Source organism: Rhodococcus sp. NPDC127593, assembly GCF_042671975.1.
In the GTDB taxonomy this organism is placed as follows: Bacteria; Actinomycetota; Actinomycetes; order Mycobacteriales; family Mycobacteriaceae; genus Rhodococcus_F.
On the sequence record NZ_JBHXWI010000010.1, the window covers coordinates 18,937 to 39,909 of the forward strand.

Here is a 20,973-nt window from a genome sequence, read left to right on the forward strand (position 1 = left end):
AGCAAGGCCGTGCCTTCATCAACGCTCCAGACTCATCCAGATCGCGCCGTTCGCGGGCAGTGCCACCTCTGCGGAGGCGGGACGGCCGTGCCACGGCTGCGAAGTTGCCGTCACCGCACCGAGATTTCCCCAACCCGATCCTGCGTAGATCTCGGCGTCGGTGTTGAGAATTTCACGCCATTCGCCCCGTTCTGGCAAGCCCACACGATAATTCGCGTGCGGGGAACCCGAGAAATTGAACAGGCAGGCCAGGATCGACCCGTCGGTTCCGTAGCGCAGGAAGCTCAGGACGTTGTTCGCGGTGTCGTTGGCATCGATCCAGGAGAACCCGCCCGGTGACGTGTCGAGAGTCCACAACGCCGGGCGCTCGCGGTAAGTGGCGTTGAGGTCGTGGACGAGCCGGAGCAGACCGCGGTGGAAGCCGCCGGTGTACGGGTCGTCGAGCTGGTACCAGTCGAGTCCACGCTCCTCGGACCACTCCCCGGTCTGTCCGAATTCCTGACCCATGAACAGCAGTTGCTTGCCGGGGTGCGACCACATGTACGCCAGCAGTGCACGAACACCGGCAGCCTTCGCGTAGTCGTCGCCGGGCATCCGCGTCCACAGCGTGCCCTTGCCGTGCACCACCTCGTCATGGCTGACGGGCAGCAGATAGTTCTCGCTCCACGCGTACATCAGGGAGAACGTGATCTCGTGGTGGTGATAGCTGCGGTGGACGGGATCGTGTGCCATGAATCCGAGGGTGTCGTGCATCCACCCCATGTTCCATTTCATGTTGAACCCGAGACCGCCGACGTTGGTCGCGCGGGTGACACCCGGCCACGCCGTCGACTCCTCGGCGATGGTGACGACTCCGCGGTGCTGCTTGTGGACCGTGGCGTTGGTCTCCTGCAGGAAGTCGACAGCCTCGAGGTTCTCCCTGCCGCCGTGGATGTTCGGCGTCCACCCGCCCTCCGGCCGCGAATAGTCGAGGTACAGCATCGACGCGACCGCGTCGACGCGCAGACCGTCCACATGGAACTCGTCGAGCCAGTACAGCGCGTTAGCGACGAGGAAGTTGCGCACCTCGCGCCGGCCGAAATCGAACACGTACGTTCCCCAGTCGAGTTGCTCGCCGCGCTGGGGGTCGCTGTGCTCGTAGAGCGGTGTGCCGTCGAAACGTGCCAGCGCCCACTCGTCCTTGGGGAAGTGGGCGGGAACCCAGTCGACGATGACCCCGATGCCGGCGGCGTGCAGGTGGTCGACGAACCACCGGAAGTCGTCGGGGGAGCCGAACCGTGAGGTGGGCGCGTAGTACGACGTGACCTGGTACCCCCACGAACCGCCGAACGGGTGCTCGGCCACCGGCAGCAGTTCGACGTGCGTGAATCCCGTCTCCGTCATGTGGGCAGCGAGTTGTTCGGCCATCTCGCGGTAGTTCAGCCCGGGCCGCCACGAACCGAGATGAACCTCGTACACGCTCATCGGGGACTGCGCCGGCTCGGTGGCCGCGCGCTGCGCCAGCCATTCGGCGTCGTTCCATTCGTATGTGCTCACCGACACCCGGGACGCGGTGGCGGGCGGGACCTCGGTCGCGAAGGCCATGGGGTCGGCCTTGTCGCGCACACTGCCGTCGGGTCCGTGGACCCGGAACTTGTACAGGTCGCCGACCTCGATACCGGGGATGAACAACTCCCACACCCCGGTTGACCCGAGCACCCGCATCGGGTAGTTCCGCCCGCCCCACCCGTCGAAATCGCCGATCACACTCACCCCGCGGGCGTTGGGAGCCCAGACGGCGAACGAGGTGCCGGTGACGGTGCCGTCGGGGGTGTCGTAGCGGCGGCGGTGCGCGCCGAGGATCTCCCAGAGGCGCTCGTGCCTGCCCTCACCGAACAGGTGCAGGTCGAGTTCGCCGAGCGTGGGCAGGAACCGGTATCCGTCGGCGGAGACGTCGTTGTGACCACCCGGCCACGTCGTGGACAGCCGGTAGTCCATCAGATCCCGGTAGGGGACGAGTGCCCCCCACACACCGTGCGCGAGGTGTTCGAGCGAGAAACTCGTCCCGCCGATGACGGCGTCGACGGCCTCGGCGTGGGGGCGCAGTGCGCGGATCACCGTGCCGTCGGGGTGCGGGTGTGCGCCCAGGATCGAGTGCGGATTGTGGTGCTCGCCCCGGGCCAGCAGGTCGAGGTCGGCGGCGTCCGGTGCGATGGCGACAGGCGGTTCGACGGTCACTATGTACCTCCGCGGTAGGCCAGCTTCGTTCTGGCCGGATAGGGGATCGACGGTAATGCCAGGATATGGGCCACCGCACGCCAGGGCTCCAGGCGCACGAAGTTGGTCTGCCCCCAGTGATACTGCTCCCCGGTGACCTCGTCGAGCACGGTCAGGTGGTCGTGCCAGTCGCGGCCCAGCGCGGGCATGTCCAGCCACACGTTGCCCTGCTCGGCGCCGTACGGGTTGAGGTTGATCACCGTCAGCACGGCATCCCCGGTGGTGGCGTCGAACTTGGAATAGGCGATCAGGGCGTCGTTGTCGACGTGGTGGAAATGGATGTTGCGCAACTGCTGCAGCGCCGGATGCTGCCTGCGGATCCGGTTGAGCGCCGTGATCCACGGTTCGAGGGACTCGCCCCGCGCGGCGGCGCCCTCGAAATCGCGGGGACGCAGCTCATACTTCTCCGAGTCGAGGTACTCCTCACTGCCCGGTCGCACCGGAACGTGTTCGTACAGTTCGTATCCCGAATACACCCCCCAGGTGGGAGACAGGGTCGCCGCCAGCGCGGCGCGCAGGGCGAACATTCCCGGACCGCCGGTCTGCAGGCTCTCGTGCAGGATGTCCGGGGTGTTGACGAAAAGGTTGGGGCGCGCCTCGTCGGCCTTGGCGGCGATCTCCTTGCCGAACTCCGTCAGCTCCCACTTGGCGGTCCGCCATGTGAAGTACGTGTAGGACTGCGTGAAACCGCGGCGGGCGAGACCGTACAACCGCGCGGGACGGGTGAACGCCTCGGACAGGAACAGGACGTCCGGATCCGACTTCTTGACCTCGGCGATCAGCCACTCCCAGAAGTCCGGCGGCTTGGTGTGCGGGTTGTCGACCCGGAAGATCTTGACGCCCGCCGCAACCCAGTGCCGGACGACCCGCAGGACCTCCGCGTAGATCCCGTCGCGGTCGCCGTCGAAGTTGACCGGGTAGATGTCCTGGTACTTCTTCGGCGGGTTCTCGGCATAGGCGATGGTGCCGTCGGGGAGCACGGTGAACCATTCGGGGTGCTTCTTCGCCCACGGATGGTCCGGTGCGGCCTGCAGGGCCAGGTCGATCGCCACCTCCATGTGCAGCTTCCGGGCGGCAGCGATGAACGCCTTGAAATCGCGCATCGTCCCGAGCTGGGGATGAATCGCGTCGTGGCCGCCCTCGTCCGAGCCGATGGCCCACGGCGAGCCGACGTCGTCGGGGCCGGGGGTCAGCGTGTTGTTGGGGCCCTTCCGGTTGACCTTGCCGACCGGGTGGATGGGCGGGAGGTACACCACGTCGAATCCCATCGACGCGATGCGGGGAAGTGCGGCCACGGATGTGGCGAACGTGCCGTGCCGCGGCGTGCCGTTCTCGTCCCAGCCGCCGGTGGACCGCGGGAAGAACTCGTACCACGACCCGAACAGGGCACGGGTGCGATCGACGAGCACGGTGTGCGGTTCGCTCTTCGTGACGAGATCGCGCAGCGGATGTGCGCGCAGCAGCTCGGTGACGTCCGACCCGAACGCCGGGGCCACACGTTCGGAGAGGTGACGGTCGGAACGCAGCGACGCCGCGACCCCGGCCAGCCGCGAGCGGTCCGCGCGGGGGACGCCCTTCGCGGCACGCTCGAACAACCGCGCACCGATCTCGAGGTCGTTGGCCAGTTCGGCCGGCCCCTGTCCCACCGCCAGCTTGGCCTCGACCGCGTGCTTCCAAGTGGTGACCGGATCGCTCCAGGCCTCGATCCGGAACGTCCAGGCGCCCTCGCCGGTCGGGGTGAACGAACCGTCGACGGTGTCGGGCACCGGACCGCCGGTCATCGGAATGCGGAAGGTCGCCGAGCCGCCCGACGCGGCACTGCGCGGTCCCCGCACCGCGAGCGTGGCGGCCACGGCGTCGTGACCTTCACGCCACACGGTTGCCCGGACGGGAAATACCTCACCCACAACGGCCTTGGCGGGATACCGACCGCACCCGATGTTCGGTTCCACGTCGTCGATACCGAGTCGACCTGTCACACTGGGCTCCGTTCCATAGCCGGAAGTTGCCGGCGGCTCGTGGGCTGGGCCGCCCGTTCAACCGTAATGGAGTCGACCGGTTCCTGTCCGTATTGGAGATCTGGCGTCTACCCGCCCCGACACGGCGCAACCACGCCCGTAGTGCGTTATCGTTCGCGAGGTGAAAGCCTTGCGTCGGTTCACTGTCCGAGCCCACCTTCCGGAGCGGCTCGCTGCCCTCGGTCCGCTGTCCACCAATCTTCGCTGGTCGTGGCATCCGGCCACACAGGAACTGTTCGGATTGCTGGACGAGGAACTGTGGCGGCAGGTGCAGTTCGACCCGGTCCGGATGCTCGGTGAGGTCGATCCCGCCCGCCTGGACGAACTGGCCGAGGACGTCGCGTTCCTGGCCCGGCTCGACGCCGCGGCCGCCGACCTCGACGACTACCTGTCCCGGCCCCGCTGGTATCAGAACCAGCAGGCCAAGGGAGTGTCGCTGGACGGTGGGATCGCGTATTTCTCAATGGAGTTCGGGGTCAGCGAAGTGCTGCCCAACTACTCCGGTGGACTCGGAATTCTCGCAGGCGACCACCTGAAGGCTGCGTCCGATCTGGGCCTGCCGCTGATCGGTGTCGGCCTGTTGTACCGCTCGGGCTATTTCCGGCAGTCGCTGACCGCGGATGGCTGGCAGGCCGAGCACTACCCGCCGCACGACCCGCAGGGACTGCCGCTGCGTCTGCTCACCGAGTCCGGGCTGCAGTCGTCGGGTGGGGCACCCGTCCTCGTCCATGTCGCGATCCCCGGTGGCCGGGTTCTGCGCGCCCGCGTGTGGATCGCGCAGGTGGGACGCGTCCCGCTGCTGCTGCTCGATTCCGACATCGCGGAGAACGACGCCGAGATGCGGGGCGTCACCGACCGCCTGTACGGCGGCGACCAGGACCACCGCATCAAACAGGAGATCCTCGCCGGGATCGGCGGTGTCCGTGCCGTGCGCGCCTACACCCACGCCTACGGCCTGCCCGATCCCGCCGTCTTCCACATGAACGAGGGACATGCGGGTTTCCTCGGCATCGAGCGGATCCGTGAACTGGTCACCACCGGCGGGCTCGACTTCGACGAGGCGCTGGCCACGGTCCGGGCCGGTACGGTGTTCACCACCCATACCCCGGTTCCCGCGGGAATCGACAGGTTCCCGGCCGACCTCGTGCGGCACTACTTCGGCGGCGACAACGGTGTGAACGAATCCTCGCTGCTGCCGGGGCTCACGATCGACCGGATTCTCGGACTCGGCCGCGAATCGGATCCGGCGGTGTTCAACATGGCCCACATGGGCCTGCGGCTCGGGCAACGGGCCAACGGTGTGTCCAAGCTGCACGGCATCGTCAGCCGGGAGATGTTCCAGCCGCTGTGGCACGGATTCGACGCAGGGGAGGTGCCGATCGGCTCGGTGACCAACGGTGTCCACGCGCCCACCTGGGCCGCACCCGAGTGGATCGATCTCGCCACCCGCATCCTGGGCCCCGAACTGGTGGAGGAGGCCCGCGGCTGGGAGCGGCTGCAGGACCTGTCCGCCGAGGAACTGTGGTCGACCCGCAACGCGCTGCGCGGGAAACTGGTCGAGGAGGTGCGCCGACGGGTACGCGCGTCCTGGATCGAACGCGGTGCGACGTCCGCCGAACTGGGCTGGACGGACGAGGTGTTCGACCCGAACGTGCTCACCGTCGGCTTCGCCCGGCGGGTGCCCACCTACAAGCGATTGACGCTGATGCTGCGCGACCCCGAGCGGCTCCGGGCCCTGCTCCTCGACGAGAAGCGTCCCGTGCAGCTGGTGGTCGCCGGGAAGAGCCACCCCGCGGACGACGGCGGGAAGGCCCTCATCCAGCAGGTCGTGCGTTTCGCCGACGCCGCCGACGTCCGGCACCGCATCACCTTCCTGCCCGACTACGACATGTCGATGGCGCGGTACCTCTACTGTGGTTGCGACGTGTGGCTCAACAACCCGCTGCGCCCGCTCGAGGCGTGTGGCACGTCGGGGATGAAGTCCGCCCTGAACGGCGGACTGAACCTGTCGATCCGCGACGGTTGGTGGGACGAGATGTTCGACGGCGAGAACGGCTGGGCCATCCCGACCGCCGACGGCGTCGTCGACGAGACACGGCGGGACGATCTCGAGGCCAGCGCACTGTACGAACTGCTCGAGCGCGCCGTCCTGCCGAGGTTCTACGACCGTGCGGACGGCCTGCCGGTGCGCTGGGTGGAGATGGTCCGTCACACGCTGCAGAATCTCGGCCCCAAGGTGCTCGCGTCGCGGATGGTGCGCGACTACGCCGTCCAGTACTACGCGCCGGCCGCCGAATCGGCCCGGACGGTGGCTGAGGAGAACTACGCCGGCGCCCGCGAACTCGCTGCGTTCCGTCTCCGCGTCGAGGCCGCCTGGCCGTCGGTGGCGGTTCTGCAGGTCGACGGCGCCGGGCTGCCCGACACTCCCGAGATCGGCGCCAATCTGGTGCTCCGCGCCCGCATCCGCCTCGGCGAACTGTCCGTCTCGGACGTCACCGTGCAGGCCGTGATCGGGAAGGCCGGACCGGACGAGGAGCTCACCGACATCGTCACGGTCCCGATGACCCACTCCGCATCGGACGAGTCGGGGGAGCTGTTCGCCGCCGACCTGGCACTGCCGCTGTCCGGATCGGTCGGATACACGGTGCGGGTCCTTCCGCACCACAGACTGCTCGTCGACCCGTCGGAGCTGGGTCTGGTGACGGTGCCGAACCCCTGACGTGCGCTACCGGTCGAGCCGGCCGAAGGGAACCTCGGCGAACGTGCCGGGCGGGTTGTAGTAGGGCGTGCGCGCGTAGAGGTCGAGTTGGGGCGGGGCGGCGAAGCCTCCCCACAGCGCCTCGCCCGTCACCGAGCTGATCCCGTGCTCGACCCCGCACGGTGCGAACACGACGTCGAACACGTCCATGTCGTGCCACCCGCCCTGCTGCCACGCCCGGGCCGTGCCGTCCCACAGGACCACGCACTCGTCCGAGGCGGGGTGGGTGTGCACGGCGGTGGTCAGCCCGTCGTCGCCGTTGGCGAAGTGGAACCCGGTGGACCGCGCGCCGTATCCGGGCCAGAGCACGAACACCATCGGGGCGTCGATCACATCGATCTTCGCGCCACGGAACACGTTGAAGAGTGCCCCGTGCGTGCGGATCTCGCTGACCGTGAGGTTCCACGCGCGCACGGCGGGGTCGGCGTCGTGGTAGGCGAGCTGCGACGGACCCGACAGCGAGCCCGGTGCCGCGTTGCTCCTGGCGAACCAGGCTGCTTCCTGGTTGACGACGCCGTACTGCCGGTTGTAGAAGCCTGCGGGTTCGTACAGTTCGAATTCGGGTGGCGAGACCGCGGCGACGGCCACCAGACCGGGCCCGCCCGGTGTCGCGCGGATCGCGTGCTCGACGGGAGGCGGGAAGAATCCCATGTCGCCGGGCCGGAATCGCGCCCACTGGTCGCGGACGAACACCTCCCCCTCACCCTGCAGCGCGAGGATCGACTCCTCGGCGAGACCGTAGGCATGTATGTCCATCTCCTGGCCAGGTTCCAGGGTGAGGACGTGCACGCTCTGCGTCTGGAAGCCCGTGCCGGGCCACGCGATCAGACGTGTCGCGACGCCGTGGATCTGGACCTCCACCCCGTCGTTGAGCGACCCGATCGCTCCGGCGGCGCGGATCTGCGCGGCCGTCCGGTGTCGCGCGCGGTAGGGGTCGTCGAAACGCGCAGGGAGTTCCATCACCCAATCGTAGGAACCGGGTGGTCTCGTTTTCAGGCGAACCGGGATACCCGCGGACGGGTCACCGGCCGACGTCCCGGCGCTGGAATCCGGTGACCGCGGCGAGGAACAGGGCCGCCGCGAGAAGCAGCAGAACCACGAGGGGCGTAACCGAGAAACTCTCGGCAGGCAGGGCCGGGGTGTAGTGGAAGGGGGAGAACACCCCGAACCAGTCCGGGAGCACTTCCCCGAACATTCCGGCGACGAGCACGTAGCCCAGGAATGCCCACAACGCCGGCAGCGCGCGGGGCATCAGGCCGTAGACGGCCGCGCACGAACCAACGATCAGCAGCACTGCCGGCACGGTGTTCAGGGCCGCGCCGATCAACCGGCCGAGCGCGCCCGCATCGGACAGCGTGAACGCCGCAGTGATCCCCATGCCGACCCCCGCCGCCACCGTGATCGCGACAGCCGCGCCGGCGATCACCGCCAGCTGGCCACCGAGCCACGACGCCCGCGACACGGGGGTGGCCAGTGCCTCCTCGGCGCGACCGGACGATTCCTCCGAGCGAATCGATATGACGGCGCCGACGGCGTACATCGCCGCCATCACCACCAGGAACACCAGATACAGGGCGAACGCACCGTCGGCGGCCGCCGCGGCCCCGCCCGGCAGCAGCTGTGCGAGATCGGGATCCTGGTCGATGAAGTCGCTGATCTGCCTGCCGAGTGAACCGATGGGCAGCGACAGCGCGAACACGCCGACACCCCAGGCGAGGATCTGGCCGCGCTGCTGACGGGCCGCCAGCGCCGTGACACCGGTCAGACGGGAGGAGGCCTCGGCGCGCCCGCCCCGCGGCGGAAGGAGCCCCGACCCGACGTCCCGGCGACCGATGGCGGCATACGCGCATCCGACGGTCAGTGCCGCCGCGACGATGCCGATCAGCAACGGCCACCAGCGTTCGTCGACGTAGGCGCGGGTGGCCTGCGACCAGCCGATCGGCGACACCCACGTCAGCAGGCTCCCGCTGTGTCCCTGCTGCACGTCGCCCACCGCACGCAGCAAATACGCGACGGTGATCGCGGAGATCCCGACACCGCTTGCGGTGCGGGCGTGTTCGGTGAACTGGGACGCCAGCGCCGACAGCGAGGTGAACACCAGGCCCACCACCAGCACACCCGCGGACATGTTCAGCGAACCCGCAGGAGGCAGACCCACGGCGAGCAGCCCGATGACGAGCAGAAGCGCGACGAACACGTTGGCGAGCGCCGCGGAGATCAGTCCCGCCGTGATTCCCGCATACCGACCGACGACGCCGGCGCGTACCAGCTCCGTGCGCCCGGTCTCCTCCTCCGTCCGCAGATGCCGCGTCACCAGCAGCACCGACATGATCGCCACGGCCACCATCGTCATGCCGGCGATCTCGTTGGCCACCATCGCACCGAGCGTGTAGTCGTCCAGGCCGTACCCCGGCCCGGCGAGTGCCGTGGCGGCCGGCGACGAGATGAGTTCGGCACGGGCCTGCCGGGATTCGGCGGTCGGGTAGATGGTGGAATAGCTCGACGCGATCAGGACGGTGAGGCCCGCCACCGCGACCGTCCACACCGGAATCCGGACCCGGTCGGTGCGCACCGCCAGTTCGGCGAGCACACCCGTTCCGCTCAGGCGACTCACTGCGGCCGTCCGATCCCGAGTGCCTCGACCTCGTCGCGGTACTCGCGGAGGAACAGGTCCTCGAGCGTCGGCGGGTTGGCGGTGATCGAGACGATGCCCAGCCCGGTCAACGTGGTCATGACCGGATCGATCTGATCGGAATCGACGTCGAACGTCACCGTGTTCGCGTCCTCGCCCTTCTGCAGGTTGTGCACGCCGGGGACGTTCGCGATGGGGGTGGGCTTGATCCGGGTGGTCGCCGTCACCGTGGTGCGGGTGAAGTGGCGCAGTTCGGACAGCGTTCCCGCCTGCACGGTCTTGCCCGCGCGAATGATGGTGACGGCGTGGCACAGCGCGTCGACCTCGGCGAGGATGTGGCTGGACAACAGCACTGTGCGTCCGCCGCGGGCGAATTCGGTGATGCACTCCTGAAACACCGCCTCCATCAACGGGTCCAGGCCCGATGTCGGCTCGTCGAGGATGAGGAGTTCGGTATCGGCGGCGAGGGCAGCGATGAGGGCGACCTTCTGCCGGTTGCCTTTCGAATAGGTGCGGCCTTTGCGGGTGGGGTCGAGTTCGAAGCGTTCGATCAGCGACGCGCGGCGGGCCGAATCGAGTCCGCCGCGCAGGCGCCCGAGAAGGTCGATCGCCTCGCCACCGGAGAGATTGGGCCACAGGTTCACGTCACCCGGAACATAAGCGAGTCGCCGATGCACGGGCACGGAATCCTGCCACGGATCGGAACCGAGAACGGACGCCGAACCGCCGTCGGCGCGCAGGAGACCGAGGAGCACCCGGATGGTCGTGGACTTGCCCGAGCCGTTGGGTCCGAGGAATCCGTGCACCTCGCCCGACTTCACCTCCAGATCGAGGCCGTCGAGGGCGCGGACTTCGCCGAACTTCTTGGTGAGTCCGCGGACTGAGATCGCATGGTCCATCGGTCGAGCATAGGTGCGCACCGATCCACTGTCCGACTCAGTGCGCGGCCGCGGTTCACGGGCGCGAATCGCGGATCCGCCCCAACGCCTTACGCACGACTTCCGGATCGGACGTCTCCCAGAACGGTGGTAGCGAGGCTCGCAGATACCCGGCGTAGCGGGCGGTGGCGAGCCGCGGATCGAGGACGGCCACCACACCCTTGTCGTCGACGCTGCGCAGCAGACGTCCCACACCCTGTGCGAGCAGCAGCGCCGCGTGATTGGCTGCGACGGAAAGGAACCCGTTACCACCGCGCGACTCGACGGCCTTCTGCCGGGCGACCAGCAGCGGGTCGTCGGGGCGGGGGAAGGGGATGCGGTCGAGGATCACGAGGCTCAGGGACGGGCCCGGCACGTCGACACCCTGCCACAGCGACAGCGTGCCGAACAGCGACGTCGGCTCGTCGCCGGCGAACGCCCGGACGAGGGCGCCCGTCGAGTCGTCGCCCTGGCACAGGATCGGGGTGTCGAGCCGGTCGCGCATCGCCTCGGATGCGGCCTTCGCGGCCCGCATCGACGAGAACAGTCCCAGCGTGCGCCCGCCGGCCGCCTCGACGAGTTCGGCGATCTCGTCGAGATACGCGGGGGAGAGCCCGTCCCGCCCCGGCGGCGGAAGCTGCTTCGCGATGTAGATGATGCCGGCGCGGGCATGGTCGAACGGCGACCCGACGTCGAGGGCGTTCCATTTGAACGTGCCCGAATCGGACGGTGCCTCGGAGCCGGTGGCCATCGCCGGATCGATCACGACGGACGATTCGGCCGGAAGTCCCCAGTTGACCGCCAGACCGTCGAACGACCCGCCCACGGTCAGCGTGGCGGACGTCAGGACCACGGTCGATTCGGCGAACAACCGGGAACGCAGCAGCCCGCCGACCGACAGCGGCGCCATCCGCACCACCCGGCGGATCGAACCGCGATTGTCGTCGGCGGCCAGCCACACCACGTCGTGACGCTTGGCCGGATCCGGCTCGTCGAAGGCGCTGAGAACGCGGACGGCGCTGTCGTGCACCTCCTCGACCGAAGCGAGTGCGGTGTTGCGCGCCGCGGCGGCCTCCGGGTCGCTCAACGCCATGCCGGGACGGGACGGGCCGATGGCCGTGCGCAGCGACCACGCGGCGTCGCGGACAGCGGCGAGCGCGGGGGCCGCGCCGGGCGGCAGCGCCTCCCACCGTTCCGGCCGCAACTCCTCGAGCAGTGCCGCCCAGCCCTCGCCCGCGGCCTCGAGACGGTCTGCGTCCTGCTCCTCGACGAGCTTCGCGCAGCGCCGGGCCGCGGCACTGATCGTCGACGCCGCCAGTTCCGCGGTGGCGACGTTCGTGACCCGGTCGACCAGTTCGTGCGCCTCGTCGACGACCACGACGTCGTGTTCGGGCAGGATCGCGATTCCGGTGATGGCGTCGATGGCGAGCAGAGCGTGGTTGGTGACGACGACGTCGACCTGCGAGGCCTCCGCGCGGGCACGCTCCGCGAAGCAGTCCTCGCCGACCGGGCACCGGGTCTTGCCGAGGCATTCCCGGGCGGTGACGCTGACCTGGCGCCACGCCTTGTCGCTGACTCCGGGGGCCAGGTCGTCGCGGTCCCCGGTCTCGGTGTCCGAGGACCACTCGGTGAGGCGCTGGACCTCACGTCCGAGCCGCGACACCGCGAACGGGTCGAACAGCTCGTCCGTGGGAGGCTCTTCGGCGGACCCGGTGTGGATCTTGTTCATGCACAGATAGTTGTTGCGGCCCTTGAGGATCGCGAAGTGCGGTCTCCGGCCGAGCGAACCCTCGAGCGCGTCTGCGAGCCGCGGCATGTCGCGGTCGATCAGCTGACGCTGCAGTGCGATGGTGGCCGTCGAGACGATGACCGTCTTCCCGCTCTGCACCGCGTGCCGGACGCTCGGCACCAGATACGCGAGGGACTTGCCGGTGCCCGTCCCGGCCTGGACGGCCAGATGCTCCCCGGTGTCGATCGAATGCGCGACGGCGGAAGCCATGGTCAGCTGGTTGGACCGCTCGGCACCGCCCAGCGACCGCACCGCCGTGCGCAACAGCTCGGGGACGTTGGGGAGGTTTTCAGGCACCCGAGCAGGTTACTCGGGACCTACGTCAGAAATCGTCACGCGGTCCGAGGGGGCCTCCGCGTCGCGGCCCACGAGGCGCACCCCGGCGGTCCGCATCGCGGAAATCGCGGCCTCGACGGTCGCGGGGGCGACACCTGCGGTGAGGGGGAGATGGACACGCGTCGGGAACCCGGCGGCCACGGCGTCGAGTGCCGTCGCGACCACGCAGTGATCGGTGGCGATCCCCACGACGTCGACCTCGGTGACTCCGGCCGCACGCAGCCATTTCTCCAGGCTCTGGCCGTCGGAGTTCCTGCCCTCGAAGCCCGAGTAGGCCGCCGAGAACTCGCCCTTGGAGAACACCGATTCGATGCCGCTCAGGTCGAGGTCGGGGTGGAACTCCGCGCCGGACGTTCCCGATTTGCAGTGCACCGGCCACGTGTCGACGTAGTCCGGTTTTTCGGAGAAATGGTGGCCCGGGTCGATGTGGTGGTCGATCGTCGCCGCGACGACGTCGTATTCGGTCGCGGCCAGGAAGCGGCTGATCGCGGCCGCGACCGCGGAACCGCCGTCGACGGCGAGGGAGCCGCCCTCGCAGAAGTCGTTCTGGACGTCGACCACGAGCAGCGCCCGCCGGACGTCGGTGTTCTCGGTGCCGGTCATGGTGCCCTCCTGGATTCGGGTTCGGCGAAGCGCACCGGGATCGCGGGCTCGCCGTGGGAGAGCTTCAAGCCCTCCCAGGGCAGGCTGACAAGACCCGCAGCCAGGAGGGATCTGCTGTCCTCCAGGGTAGTCGTGTCGCAGACGGTCTCACCGCCCCGCACCAGCGGAACCAGCAGTTCCCGCGCCTCGAGGCCGGCCGAGCCGGGTGCGTCCGAGTGGGCCGAGTACACGACCTCCTCCACCAGGGTTCCGGTGTCACGGGCGAATCGCAACGCCCGCTTGGTGCCGCCCCGCGACGCCTTGTTGCTGCTCCTCTTCTCGACGGGGATGCCGTCCACCTCGACGAGTTTGTAGACCATTCCGGCGGTCGGCGCGCCGGAGCCGACGACGACGGACGTGCCGACGCCGTAGACGTCGACCGGTTCGGCCCGCAACGCGGCGATGGCGTATTCGTCGAGGTCGCCGGAGACGACGATCTTCGTCCCGGTCGCACCGAGGTCGTCGAGTTGCCTGCGGACCTGCCGGGCCAGGACACCCAGATCACCGGAGTCGATCCGGACGCCCCCGAGTTCGGGGCCCGCTACCGCGACGGCGGTCTTGACGCCCTCGGTGATGTCGTAGGTGTCGACGAGGAGCGTGGTTCCGACTCCGAGTGCCGCGACCTGCGCGCGGAACGCCGCCGCCTCGTCCGGCCCGTCCGGGGTGGTGTGCAACAGAGTGAACGCGTGCGCGCTGGTACCCGCACCGGGCACTGCGTGCCTGCGGACCGCCTCCAGATTCGACGTGGCCGTGAAACCCGCGAGATAGGCGGCGCGGGAGGCCGCCACCGCGGATTCCTCGTGAGTGCGCCGCGAACCCATCTCGATCATGGGGCGTCCGTCGGCGGCACTGACCATGCGTGCGGCGGCGGACGCGATCGCGCTGTCGTGGTTGAGAATCGACAGGCTCAGCGTCTCGAGCAGGACGCATTCGGCGAACGTTCCACGGACGGAGAGGATCGGGGAGCCGGGAAAGTAGAAGTCACCCTCTCGGTAGCCGTCGATGTCACCGCCGAAGCGATAGTTCCGCAGCCATTCGACGGTCGCCTCGTCGAGGAAGCGGGACACGATCCCGAGTTCCGGCTCGCCGAAACGGAAGTTGGACAGCGCGGACACGAGACGGGCGGTGCCGCCGACGACTCCGTACCGGCGACCGTCGGGCAGCCGGCGGGCGAACACCTCGAAACTGCAGCGTCGATGGGCGGAACCGTCGGCGAGGGCCGCCGACAGCATCGTCAACTCGTACTGGTCGGTGAACAAGGCGGTGCTGTCTCTGGACACTCGGCCACTGTAAGCCGCGGTGTCGCGCAGTGGAGCAGCGTCGTACCCTGGTGTCATGGCTCATTGCTCGACGACAGCTCCATTCGTGGATGCCATGCCGGCATCGCCGCAGGTCACCCCTGCAGAGTCGGAGGTCGTCGAGGTCGATGAAGCCAATGATCGTCCCTGGGTCACGGTCGTGTGGGACGATCCGGTGAATTTGATGCACTACGTCACCTACATTTTCCAGAAGCTCTTCGGTTACAGCAAAGCCAAGGCCACGGAATTGATGATGCAGGTCCATTCCGAGGGGAAGGCCGTGGTGTCGAGCGGCTCCCGGGACAAGGTCGAAAACGATGTACGCAAGCTGCACGCGGCCGGCCTGTGGGCCACGATGCAGCGTGACGGCAGCTAACTTTCCGTTCGGACAGTAAGGAACTCGGTACACGACGTGCGGATGTGGAGCAGGAAGAACTCGCTCGGCGGTGTGAAGCTGCGTTCGGAGATGGACGCGCACGAGGCGACGGTGCTGCGATCGCTGGTCGCCTCCGTCCTCGGTCTTCTCGAGGAGCGGGCCGCGTCCGCCCCGGAGGACGAACTCGCGGCGCTGACCGGGATGCGGACGGGCAACACGACGGCACCCGACGAGGAGGTCCTCGCGCGGCTGCTGCCCGACTTCCACCGCCCCGACATGGACGCGCCGGACGACGACGAGATCCGCGCCGAATCGAAAGCCGACATCAACGGTGCGCTGCGCGGACTCCACGAACCGGAGATCATCGACGCCAAACTGGCGGCCGGCTCGGTCATACTCCACACGGTGCCAGAGAACGGCGGCAAGGTGCTGCTCACGCCGGAACAGGCCGACGCCTGGCTCAGCGGGCTCAACGACGTCCGGCTGGCGCTGGGCACCAACCTGGGCATCGACGCCGACACACCCGACGAACTCGATCCCGCCGATCCCCGCGCACCGCACCTCGACATCTACCACTGGCTGACCTGGATGCAGGACTCGCTCGTTCAGGCACTGGCACCGTGACGACCACGACGCCGGGCCGCACCGATTCGCTCGTCGACGTGGTGGGTCTGAGCGTCGGGCACCACCACGAGCTCGACGCGGACGCCACGCTGGGAAGCGGTGCGGCCACCGGGTGCACGGTGGTCCTCGCGCCGCACGGCGCGACCGGTGCGGTCGACGTCCGTGGCGGGGGACCGGGCACCCGGGAAACCGACCTCCTCGACCCCAGCCACAGTGTCCGGAAGGTTCACGCGATCGTCCTGACCGGCGGCAGCGCCTACGGACTCGCCGCCGCGGACGGCGTCATGCGGTGGCTCGAGGAGCGCGGTCACGGAATCGCCATGGGGGAGCCCGATCAGGTGGTTCCGATCGTTCCCGCCGCCGTGATCTTCGATCTGCCGGTCGGTGACTGGCGCACGCGTCCCACCGCCGAATTCGGTTATCGGGCAGCAGATTCTGCGTCGCACACCGTGCTCTCCGGTTCGGTGGGCGCCGGGGTCGGGGCGCGTGCGGGCGCACTCAAAGGGGGTGTCGGAACGGCGAGCGTCGTCGTCACGGACGGTCCGGCGAAGGGCATCACGGTGTCCGCGCTGATGGTGGCCAATCCCGTCGGAACCGTGTTCGATCCGGCGACCGGACTGCCCTGGGGCGTCGCCACCGTGGGTGCAGCCGCTTTCGGGCTCAGACCGCCGGTCGCCGCCGAGGTGTCGGCGGCGCGCGAACTGATCGCCAAGAGCACCGTCCTCAACACCACCATCGGCGTCGTCGCGACCGACGCCGTCCTGGGGAAGGCGGCGTTACGCCGCGTCGCCGTTGCGGGCCACGACGGGCTCGCCCGCGCGATCCGGCCGGCGCATTCGCCGCTCGACGGCGACACGATCTTCGCGCTCTCCACCGGCATCCACCCGGTTCACCACCCGGAGGGGGTACCCGACGCGTTCCCGCCTGATCTGCCCGTCGTCGACGCCGTCTGCACTGCCGCCGCCGAAGTGGTGGAGAAGGCCATCGTCGACGCCGTCCTGAGCGCCACCCCCGTCGCGGGAATTCCCACCTATCGCGAACTGTTCCCTTCTGCATTGCGTTCCTGAGGTACGGCGGTCCGGAGATATCGGGTCGGTGGCCGACTCGACGGTCCGCACCTAGGATGGCGCTCACGGAGGTGGATGACGTGCTGGTGATTCGATCGGACTTCGTCGAGGCGATGGTGGCGCATGCGCGCGCCGACCACCCGGACGAGGCGTGCGGGGTCATCGCCGGGCCGGAGGGTTCCGACCGCCCCGAACGCCACATCCCGATGATCAACGCCGAGCGTTCGCCGACGTTCTACCGATTCGACTCGGGTGAGCAACTGAAAGTGTGGCGCGCGATGGACGACGCCGACGAGGTGCCCGTCGTGATCTACCACTCGCACACCGCCACCGAGGCGTACCCCAGCCGGACCGACGTCTCCTTTGCGTCCGAACCGGACGCCCACTACGTGCTGATCTCCACCCGCGACCCCGACGTTCACGAACTGCGCAGCTACCGCATCGTCGACGGTGTCGTCACCGAGGAACCCGTCGACGTGGTCCAGAGCTACAAGTTCGCCCACACGTCCGTGGCAGACATCCCCGACAAGTGACGGTGCCGTCCCTCGCGACGGGCCCGCGGCAGGTAAGACATCCACATCCCGAGGAGCCGACCATGGCTGTCACAGTTTCGATCCCCACCATCCTGCGTACCCACACCGGCGGTGAAAAGCGGGTGGAGGCTACAGGTCCCACACTCTCCGCCGTCATCGACGATCTCGACGGCAACTATGGCGGCATCAAGGACCGCCTGATCAACGACGGCCGTCTGCACCGCTTCGTCAACGTGTACGTCAACGACGAGGACGTCCGATTCTCGGGCGGACTCGACACCGAGGTGGCCGACGGGGACTCCGTGACGATCCTGCCCGCCGTCGCCGGAGGCTGATCGCGGTCGTGGCGCGGTTCGATTCGCTGATCGACACCCTCGGCGACACACCCCTCGTCGGGCTGCCCCGGCTGTCGCCGAGCTGGAACGGCGCTACGCCGGTCCGCCTGTGGGCGAAGCTCGAGGACCGCAACCCCACCGGTTCGGTGAAGGATCGGCCGGCCCTCCGCATGATCGAGCAGGCCGAGAACGACGGCACCCTGACGCCCGGGGCGACGATCCTCGAACCGACCAGCGGGAACACCGGGATCTCGCTCGCGATGGCCGCGAAACTCAAGGGGTACCACCTGATCTGCGTGATGCCCGAGAACACGTCCGTGGAACGCAGACAATTGCTGACGATGTTCGGTGCGCAGATCATCGATTCACCCGCGCGCGGTGGCTCGAATCAGGCTGTGGCCGTGGCCAAGGAGCTGTCCGCGGAGCATCCCGAGTGGGTGATGCTGTATCAGTACGGCAATCCCGCGAATGCGCTGGCCCACTACGAGACCACGGGCCCCGAGATCCTGCGCGACCTTCCCGAGATCACCCACTTCGTCGCGGGTCTCGGCACCACCGGAACCCTGATGGGTGTGGGACGCTACCTTCGAGAACACGTCGACGGCATCGAGATCGTGGCGGCGGAGCCCCGCTACGGGGAACTCGTGTACGGCCTCCGCAACATCGACGAGGGCTTCGTTCCCGAGTTGTACGACGAATCCGTCCTCACCTCGCGGTTCTCCGTCGGCCCCGCCGACGCCGTCCGCCGCACCCGGCAACTGATCGACAACGAGGGCATCTTCGCGGGCATCTCGACCGGCGCGATCCTCCACGCCGCGCTGGGGGTGGCGCGCAAGGCCGTCAAGGCCGAACGCGCGGCGAACATCGCGTTCATCGTCGCCGACGGTGGATGGAAATATCTGTCGACCGGCGCATACGGCGGTACGGTCGAGGAAGCAGAAGAAGCATTGGAAGGGCAGTTGTGGGCATGACAACAGGGGTGTGTGGATCATGACTTCGCCGTTCGACTCCTCGCGATTCGACTCGCCGGTACCGCGGGGTGGCGCGTCGCCGGCGCCCTCGTCGAAGTCGAAGCCGTTGTGGCTGCAGTCCGCGATCCTCGTCGGCACCTTCACGATGCTGCTGTACGTCATCGAGATCGTCGACGTGCTGTCCGACGAGCGACTCGAACAGAACGGCGTCGAACCGCGCTCGATCGACGGGCTGTGGGGGATTCTGTTCGCCCCGGTCCTGCACGACGACTGGGCACACCTTGCCGCGAACACCGTCCCACTGCTGGTCCTCGGGTTCCTCGTGCTGCTGTCGGGCATCGCCCGCGGCCTCGCCGCCACCGGGATCGTCTGGGTGGTCGGAGGTCTGGGCACCTGGTTGACCGGCGGATCCTATTCCAACCACATCGGCGCCTCCGTCCTCATCTTCGGCTGGCTCGCCTACCTGCTGGTCCGGGGAATCTTCGCGCGCAGCCTCGGCCAGATTCTCGTCGGCGTGGTGGTGTTCGTCGTCTACGGCAGCCTGCTGTGGGGTGTGCTGCCCAGCGCGCCCGGTGTGTCCTGGCAGGGACATCTGTTCGGCGCGGTCGGTGGTGTCGTCGCGGCCTGGCTGCTCTCCGCGGACGCCAGGAAGCAGCGGGCCCGGAAAGCGGTGGGGCCACAATCGTTCGGGTGATCGGCCCAGCCCGGTCGGCGCAAGCCCCCGACGCGGGTGATCAGGTCACAGTTCCCCATCGGTTGTGACGTCGACGCGCCAATTCCGTCGGAAGCTTTTTCCCAAACGGGTCGTCGTGGCAGCATGGCGGGTATGCGCATTACCGTCCTGGGGTGTTCAGGGAGCGTCTCCGGACCAGACTCACCTGCATCGGGTTATCTGTTGACCGCGCCGGACACACCGCCGCTGGTACTCGACTTCGGACCCGGTGTCCTCGGTGCGCTCCAGCGGTTCGCCGATCCCGGCGAGGTGTCCGTCCTCCTCAGCCACCTGCACGCGGACCACTGCCTGGACCTCCCCGGACTGCTCGTCTGGCGTCGCTATCATCCGCACCCGCCGAAGGGTCGCGCACTCATTTACGGCCCGTCCGACACCGCCCGCCGGATCGGCGTGGCGTCCGCGGAGTGCGGCGGCGACATCGACGACATCTCCGACACGATCGACCTGCACCACTGGATCGACGGCGAACCGGTCACGTTCGGCGATCTCACCATCACCGCGCGCCGGGTCAACCACCCGCCCGAGGCGTACGGGTTCCGCCTGACCAACGGTGCCGGGCGCACCCTCGTCTACACCGGCGACACCGGCATGTGTGAAGAAGTGATCGACCTCGCCCGCGCGGCCGACGTACTGCTCGCCGAGGCGTCGTGGACGCACAGCCCGGATCGGCCCGAAGGGATCCACCTGTCGGGTACCGAGGCCGGACAGGTCGCACACCGCGCCGGTGTCGCCGAACTGCTGCTCACCCACATACCGCCGTGGACGTCCCGCGAAGACGTCATCGCCGAGGCCAAGGCCGAATTCTCCGGCCCCGTGCACGCAGTGTCCGCGGGCGGCGTCTACACCGTCTGAAGCCGTGTGCCCGCGCCCCGCGCGGGGGCGACTAGGCTCTCTGCCGTGACCACACGAGAAGACGGTAGGGCGGACGACGAACTCCGCGAGGTCAAGATCACCCGGGGCTTCACCACTCATCCCGCGGGATCGGTGCTGGTGGAATTCGGAAACACCAGGGTGATGTGCACGGCCAGCGTCGAGGACGGCGTTCCCCGCTGGCGTCAGGGTTCCGGACTCGGCTGGCTGACGGCCGAATATGCCATGCTGCCCGCCGCCACCCACACCCGTAGCGGCCGAGAGTCCGTCAAGGGCAAGGTCGGTGGACGGACCCAGGAGATCAGCCGGCTGGTCGGACGCTCCCTCCGCGCCTGCATCGACCTCGCCGCCATCGGTGAGAACACCATCGCCCTCGACTGCGACGTGCTGCAGGCCGACGGCGGCACCCGCACCGCCGCCATCACCGGCGCGTACGTGGCCCTCGTCGACGCGGTGACCTACCTCCGAGCCGCCGGCCGTCTCGCCGACCCCCAGCCGATTTCCTGCGGCATCGCCGCGGTGAGTGTGGGCGTCGTCGACGGGCGTGTGCGCCTCGACCTTCCGTACGAGGAGGACTCGCGCGCCGAGGTCGACATGAACGTGGTGGCCACCGACACCGGCACCCTCGTCGAGATCCAGGGCACCGGCGAAGGTGCGACGTTCCCGCGGAGCACGCTCGACAAACTGCTGGATTCCGCGCTCGCGGGGTGCGAGCAGCTCTTCGAGATCCAGAAGGCCGCGCTCGAACTGCCTTACCCCGGTGTGCTTCCGGAGCCGAAAGTCCCGGAGACGTCGAAGAAGAAGTTCGGGGGCTAGAC

Annotated in this window: 18 protein-coding genes; 10 read left to right on the forward strand and 8 right to left on the reverse strand. The window is 68.5% G+C overall.

Annotated features, from left to right (window positions below; translation table 11 throughout):
* Positions 1–18 precede the first annotated feature (18 nt).
* Together glgB and ACFVJ3_RS11155 are read right to left on the reverse strand one after the other, a co-directional pair.
* The gene (glgB, locus tag ACFVJ3_RS11150; RefSeq protein WP_378452105.1) at positions 19–2,217 is read right to left on the reverse strand and encodes a 1,4-alpha-glucan branching protein GlgB; all 2,199 of its coding nucleotides are present in this window, start codon (positions 2,215–2,217) and stop codon (positions 19–21) included.
* Positions 2,217–4,235 carry a maltotransferase domain-containing protein gene (locus tag ACFVJ3_RS11155; RefSeq protein WP_378452106.1) on the reverse strand — a complete coding sequence of 673 codons (2,019 nt, stop codon included), beginning with the start codon at positions 4,233–4,235 and terminating at the stop codon, positions 2,217–2,219. The genes glgB and ACFVJ3_RS11155 overlap by 1 nt, the downstream gene beginning before the upstream one ends.
* Before the next feature lie 160 nt (positions 4,236–4,395).
* Between ACFVJ3_RS11155 and glgP the strand changes: the two genes are divergently transcribed.
* A complete protein-coding gene (gene glgP / locus ACFVJ3_RS11160) occupies positions 4,396–6,993 on the forward strand; it encodes an alpha-glucan family phosphorylase (RefSeq protein WP_378452107.1) in 2,598 nt (865 codons plus the stop codon).
* Between the two features lie 6 nt (positions 6,994–6,999).
* On the opposite strand, the gene ACFVJ3_RS11165 is transcribed toward glgP, so the two are convergent.
* The 6 genes from ACFVJ3_RS11165 to ACFVJ3_RS11190 all read right to left on the reverse strand — a co-directional run bounded on the left by ACFVJ3_RS11165 (position 7,000) and on the right by ACFVJ3_RS11190 (position 14,685).
* Positions 7,000–7,992: a cupin domain-containing protein gene (locus ACFVJ3_RS11165; RefSeq protein ID WP_378452108.1), complete on the reverse strand. Its 993-nt coding sequence runs from the start codon at positions 7,990–7,992 to the stop codon at positions 7,000–7,002.
* 61 nt (positions 7,993–8,053) lie between these two features.
* Positions 8,054–9,646 carry an ABC transporter permease gene (locus tag ACFVJ3_RS11170; RefSeq protein ID WP_378452109.1) on the reverse strand — a complete coding sequence of 531 codons (1,593 nt, stop codon included), beginning with the start codon at positions 9,644–9,646 and terminating at the stop codon, positions 8,054–8,056.
* Positions 9,643–10,563: an ATP-binding cassette domain-containing protein gene (locus tag ACFVJ3_RS11175; RefSeq protein WP_378452110.1), complete on the reverse strand. Its 921-nt coding sequence runs from the start codon at positions 10,561–10,563 to the stop codon at positions 9,643–9,645. The genes ACFVJ3_RS11170 and ACFVJ3_RS11175 overlap by 4 nt, the downstream gene beginning before the upstream one ends.
* 55 nt (positions 10,564–10,618) lie before the next feature.
* Positions 10,619–12,667, reverse strand: a complete 2,049-nt coding sequence (locus ACFVJ3_RS11180) for an ATP-dependent DNA helicase (protein ID WP_378452111.1) — start codon at positions 12,665–12,667, stop codon at positions 10,619–10,621.
* Positions 12,668–12,676: 9 nt separating this feature from the next.
* The gene (locus tag ACFVJ3_RS11185; RefSeq protein WP_378452112.1) at positions 12,677–13,309 is read right to left on the reverse strand and encodes an isochorismatase family protein; all 633 of its coding nucleotides are present in this window, start codon (positions 13,307–13,309) and stop codon (positions 12,677–12,679) included.
* Positions 13,306–14,685 (reverse strand): nicotinate phosphoribosyltransferase, encoded by a 1,380-nt coding sequence (locus ACFVJ3_RS11190; RefSeq protein WP_378452113.1) that lies wholly within the window; start codon positions 14,683–14,685, stop codon positions 13,306–13,308. The genes ACFVJ3_RS11185 and ACFVJ3_RS11190 overlap by 4 nt, the downstream gene beginning before the upstream one ends.
* On the opposite strand from ACFVJ3_RS11190, the gene clpS reads away from it, so the two are divergent.
* The 9 genes from clpS to rph all read left to right on the forward strand — a co-directional run bounded on the left by clpS (position 14,684) and on the right by rph (position 20,971).
* Entirely contained in the window at positions 14,684–15,022 is a 339-nt protein-coding gene (clpS, locus tag ACFVJ3_RS11195; protein WP_378452114.1) for an ATP-dependent Clp protease adapter ClpS, read from the forward strand. The two genes, ACFVJ3_RS11190 and clpS, sit on opposite strands and share 2 nt — an antisense overlap.
* Before the next feature lie 36 nt (positions 15,023–15,058).
* Positions 15,059–15,646, forward strand: a complete 588-nt coding sequence (locus ACFVJ3_RS11200) for a DUF2017 domain-containing protein (protein ID WP_378452115.1) — start codon at positions 15,059–15,061, stop codon at positions 15,644–15,646.
* Positions 15,643–16,713, forward strand: a complete 1,071-nt coding sequence (locus tag ACFVJ3_RS11205) for a P1 family peptidase (RefSeq protein ID WP_378452116.1) — start codon at positions 15,643–15,645, stop codon at positions 16,711–16,713. Before ACFVJ3_RS11200 ends, ACFVJ3_RS11205 begins: the two co-directional genes overlap by 4 nt.
* Positions 16,714–16,769: 56 nt before the next feature.
* A complete protein-coding gene (locus ACFVJ3_RS11210) occupies positions 16,770–17,246 on the forward strand; it encodes a Mov34/MPN/PAD-1 family protein (RefSeq protein ID WP_378452117.1) in 477 nt (158 codons plus the stop codon).
* A gap of 62 nt (positions 17,247–17,308) precedes the next feature.
* Positions 17,309–17,581 (forward strand): MoaD family protein, encoded by a 273-nt coding sequence (locus ACFVJ3_RS11215; protein WP_009474135.1) that lies wholly within the window; start codon positions 17,309–17,311, stop codon positions 17,579–17,581.
* An 8-nt stretch (positions 17,582–17,589) separates the two neighbouring features.
* Positions 17,590–18,552, forward strand: a complete 963-nt coding sequence (locus tag ACFVJ3_RS11220) for a PLP-dependent cysteine synthase family protein (RefSeq protein WP_037236431.1) — start codon at positions 17,590–17,592, stop codon at positions 18,550–18,552.
* A 19-nt stretch (positions 18,553–18,571) separates the two neighbouring features.
* Positions 18,572–19,246 (forward strand): rhomboid family intramembrane serine protease, encoded by a 675-nt coding sequence (locus ACFVJ3_RS11225; RefSeq protein ID WP_378452118.1) that lies wholly within the window; start codon positions 18,572–18,574, stop codon positions 19,244–19,246.
* Positions 19,247–19,378: 132 nt separating this feature from the next.
* A complete protein-coding gene (locus ACFVJ3_RS11230) occupies positions 19,379–20,137 on the forward strand; it encodes a cyclic nucleotide-degrading phosphodiesterase (protein ID WP_378452119.1) in 759 nt (252 codons plus the stop codon).
* A gap of 45 nt (positions 20,138–20,182) precedes the next feature.
* Positions 20,183–20,971, forward strand: a complete 789-nt coding sequence (gene rph, locus ACFVJ3_RS11235; protein ID WP_378452120.1) for a ribonuclease PH — start codon at positions 20,183–20,185, stop codon at positions 20,969–20,971.
* Positions 20,972–20,973 lie beyond the last annotated feature (2 nt).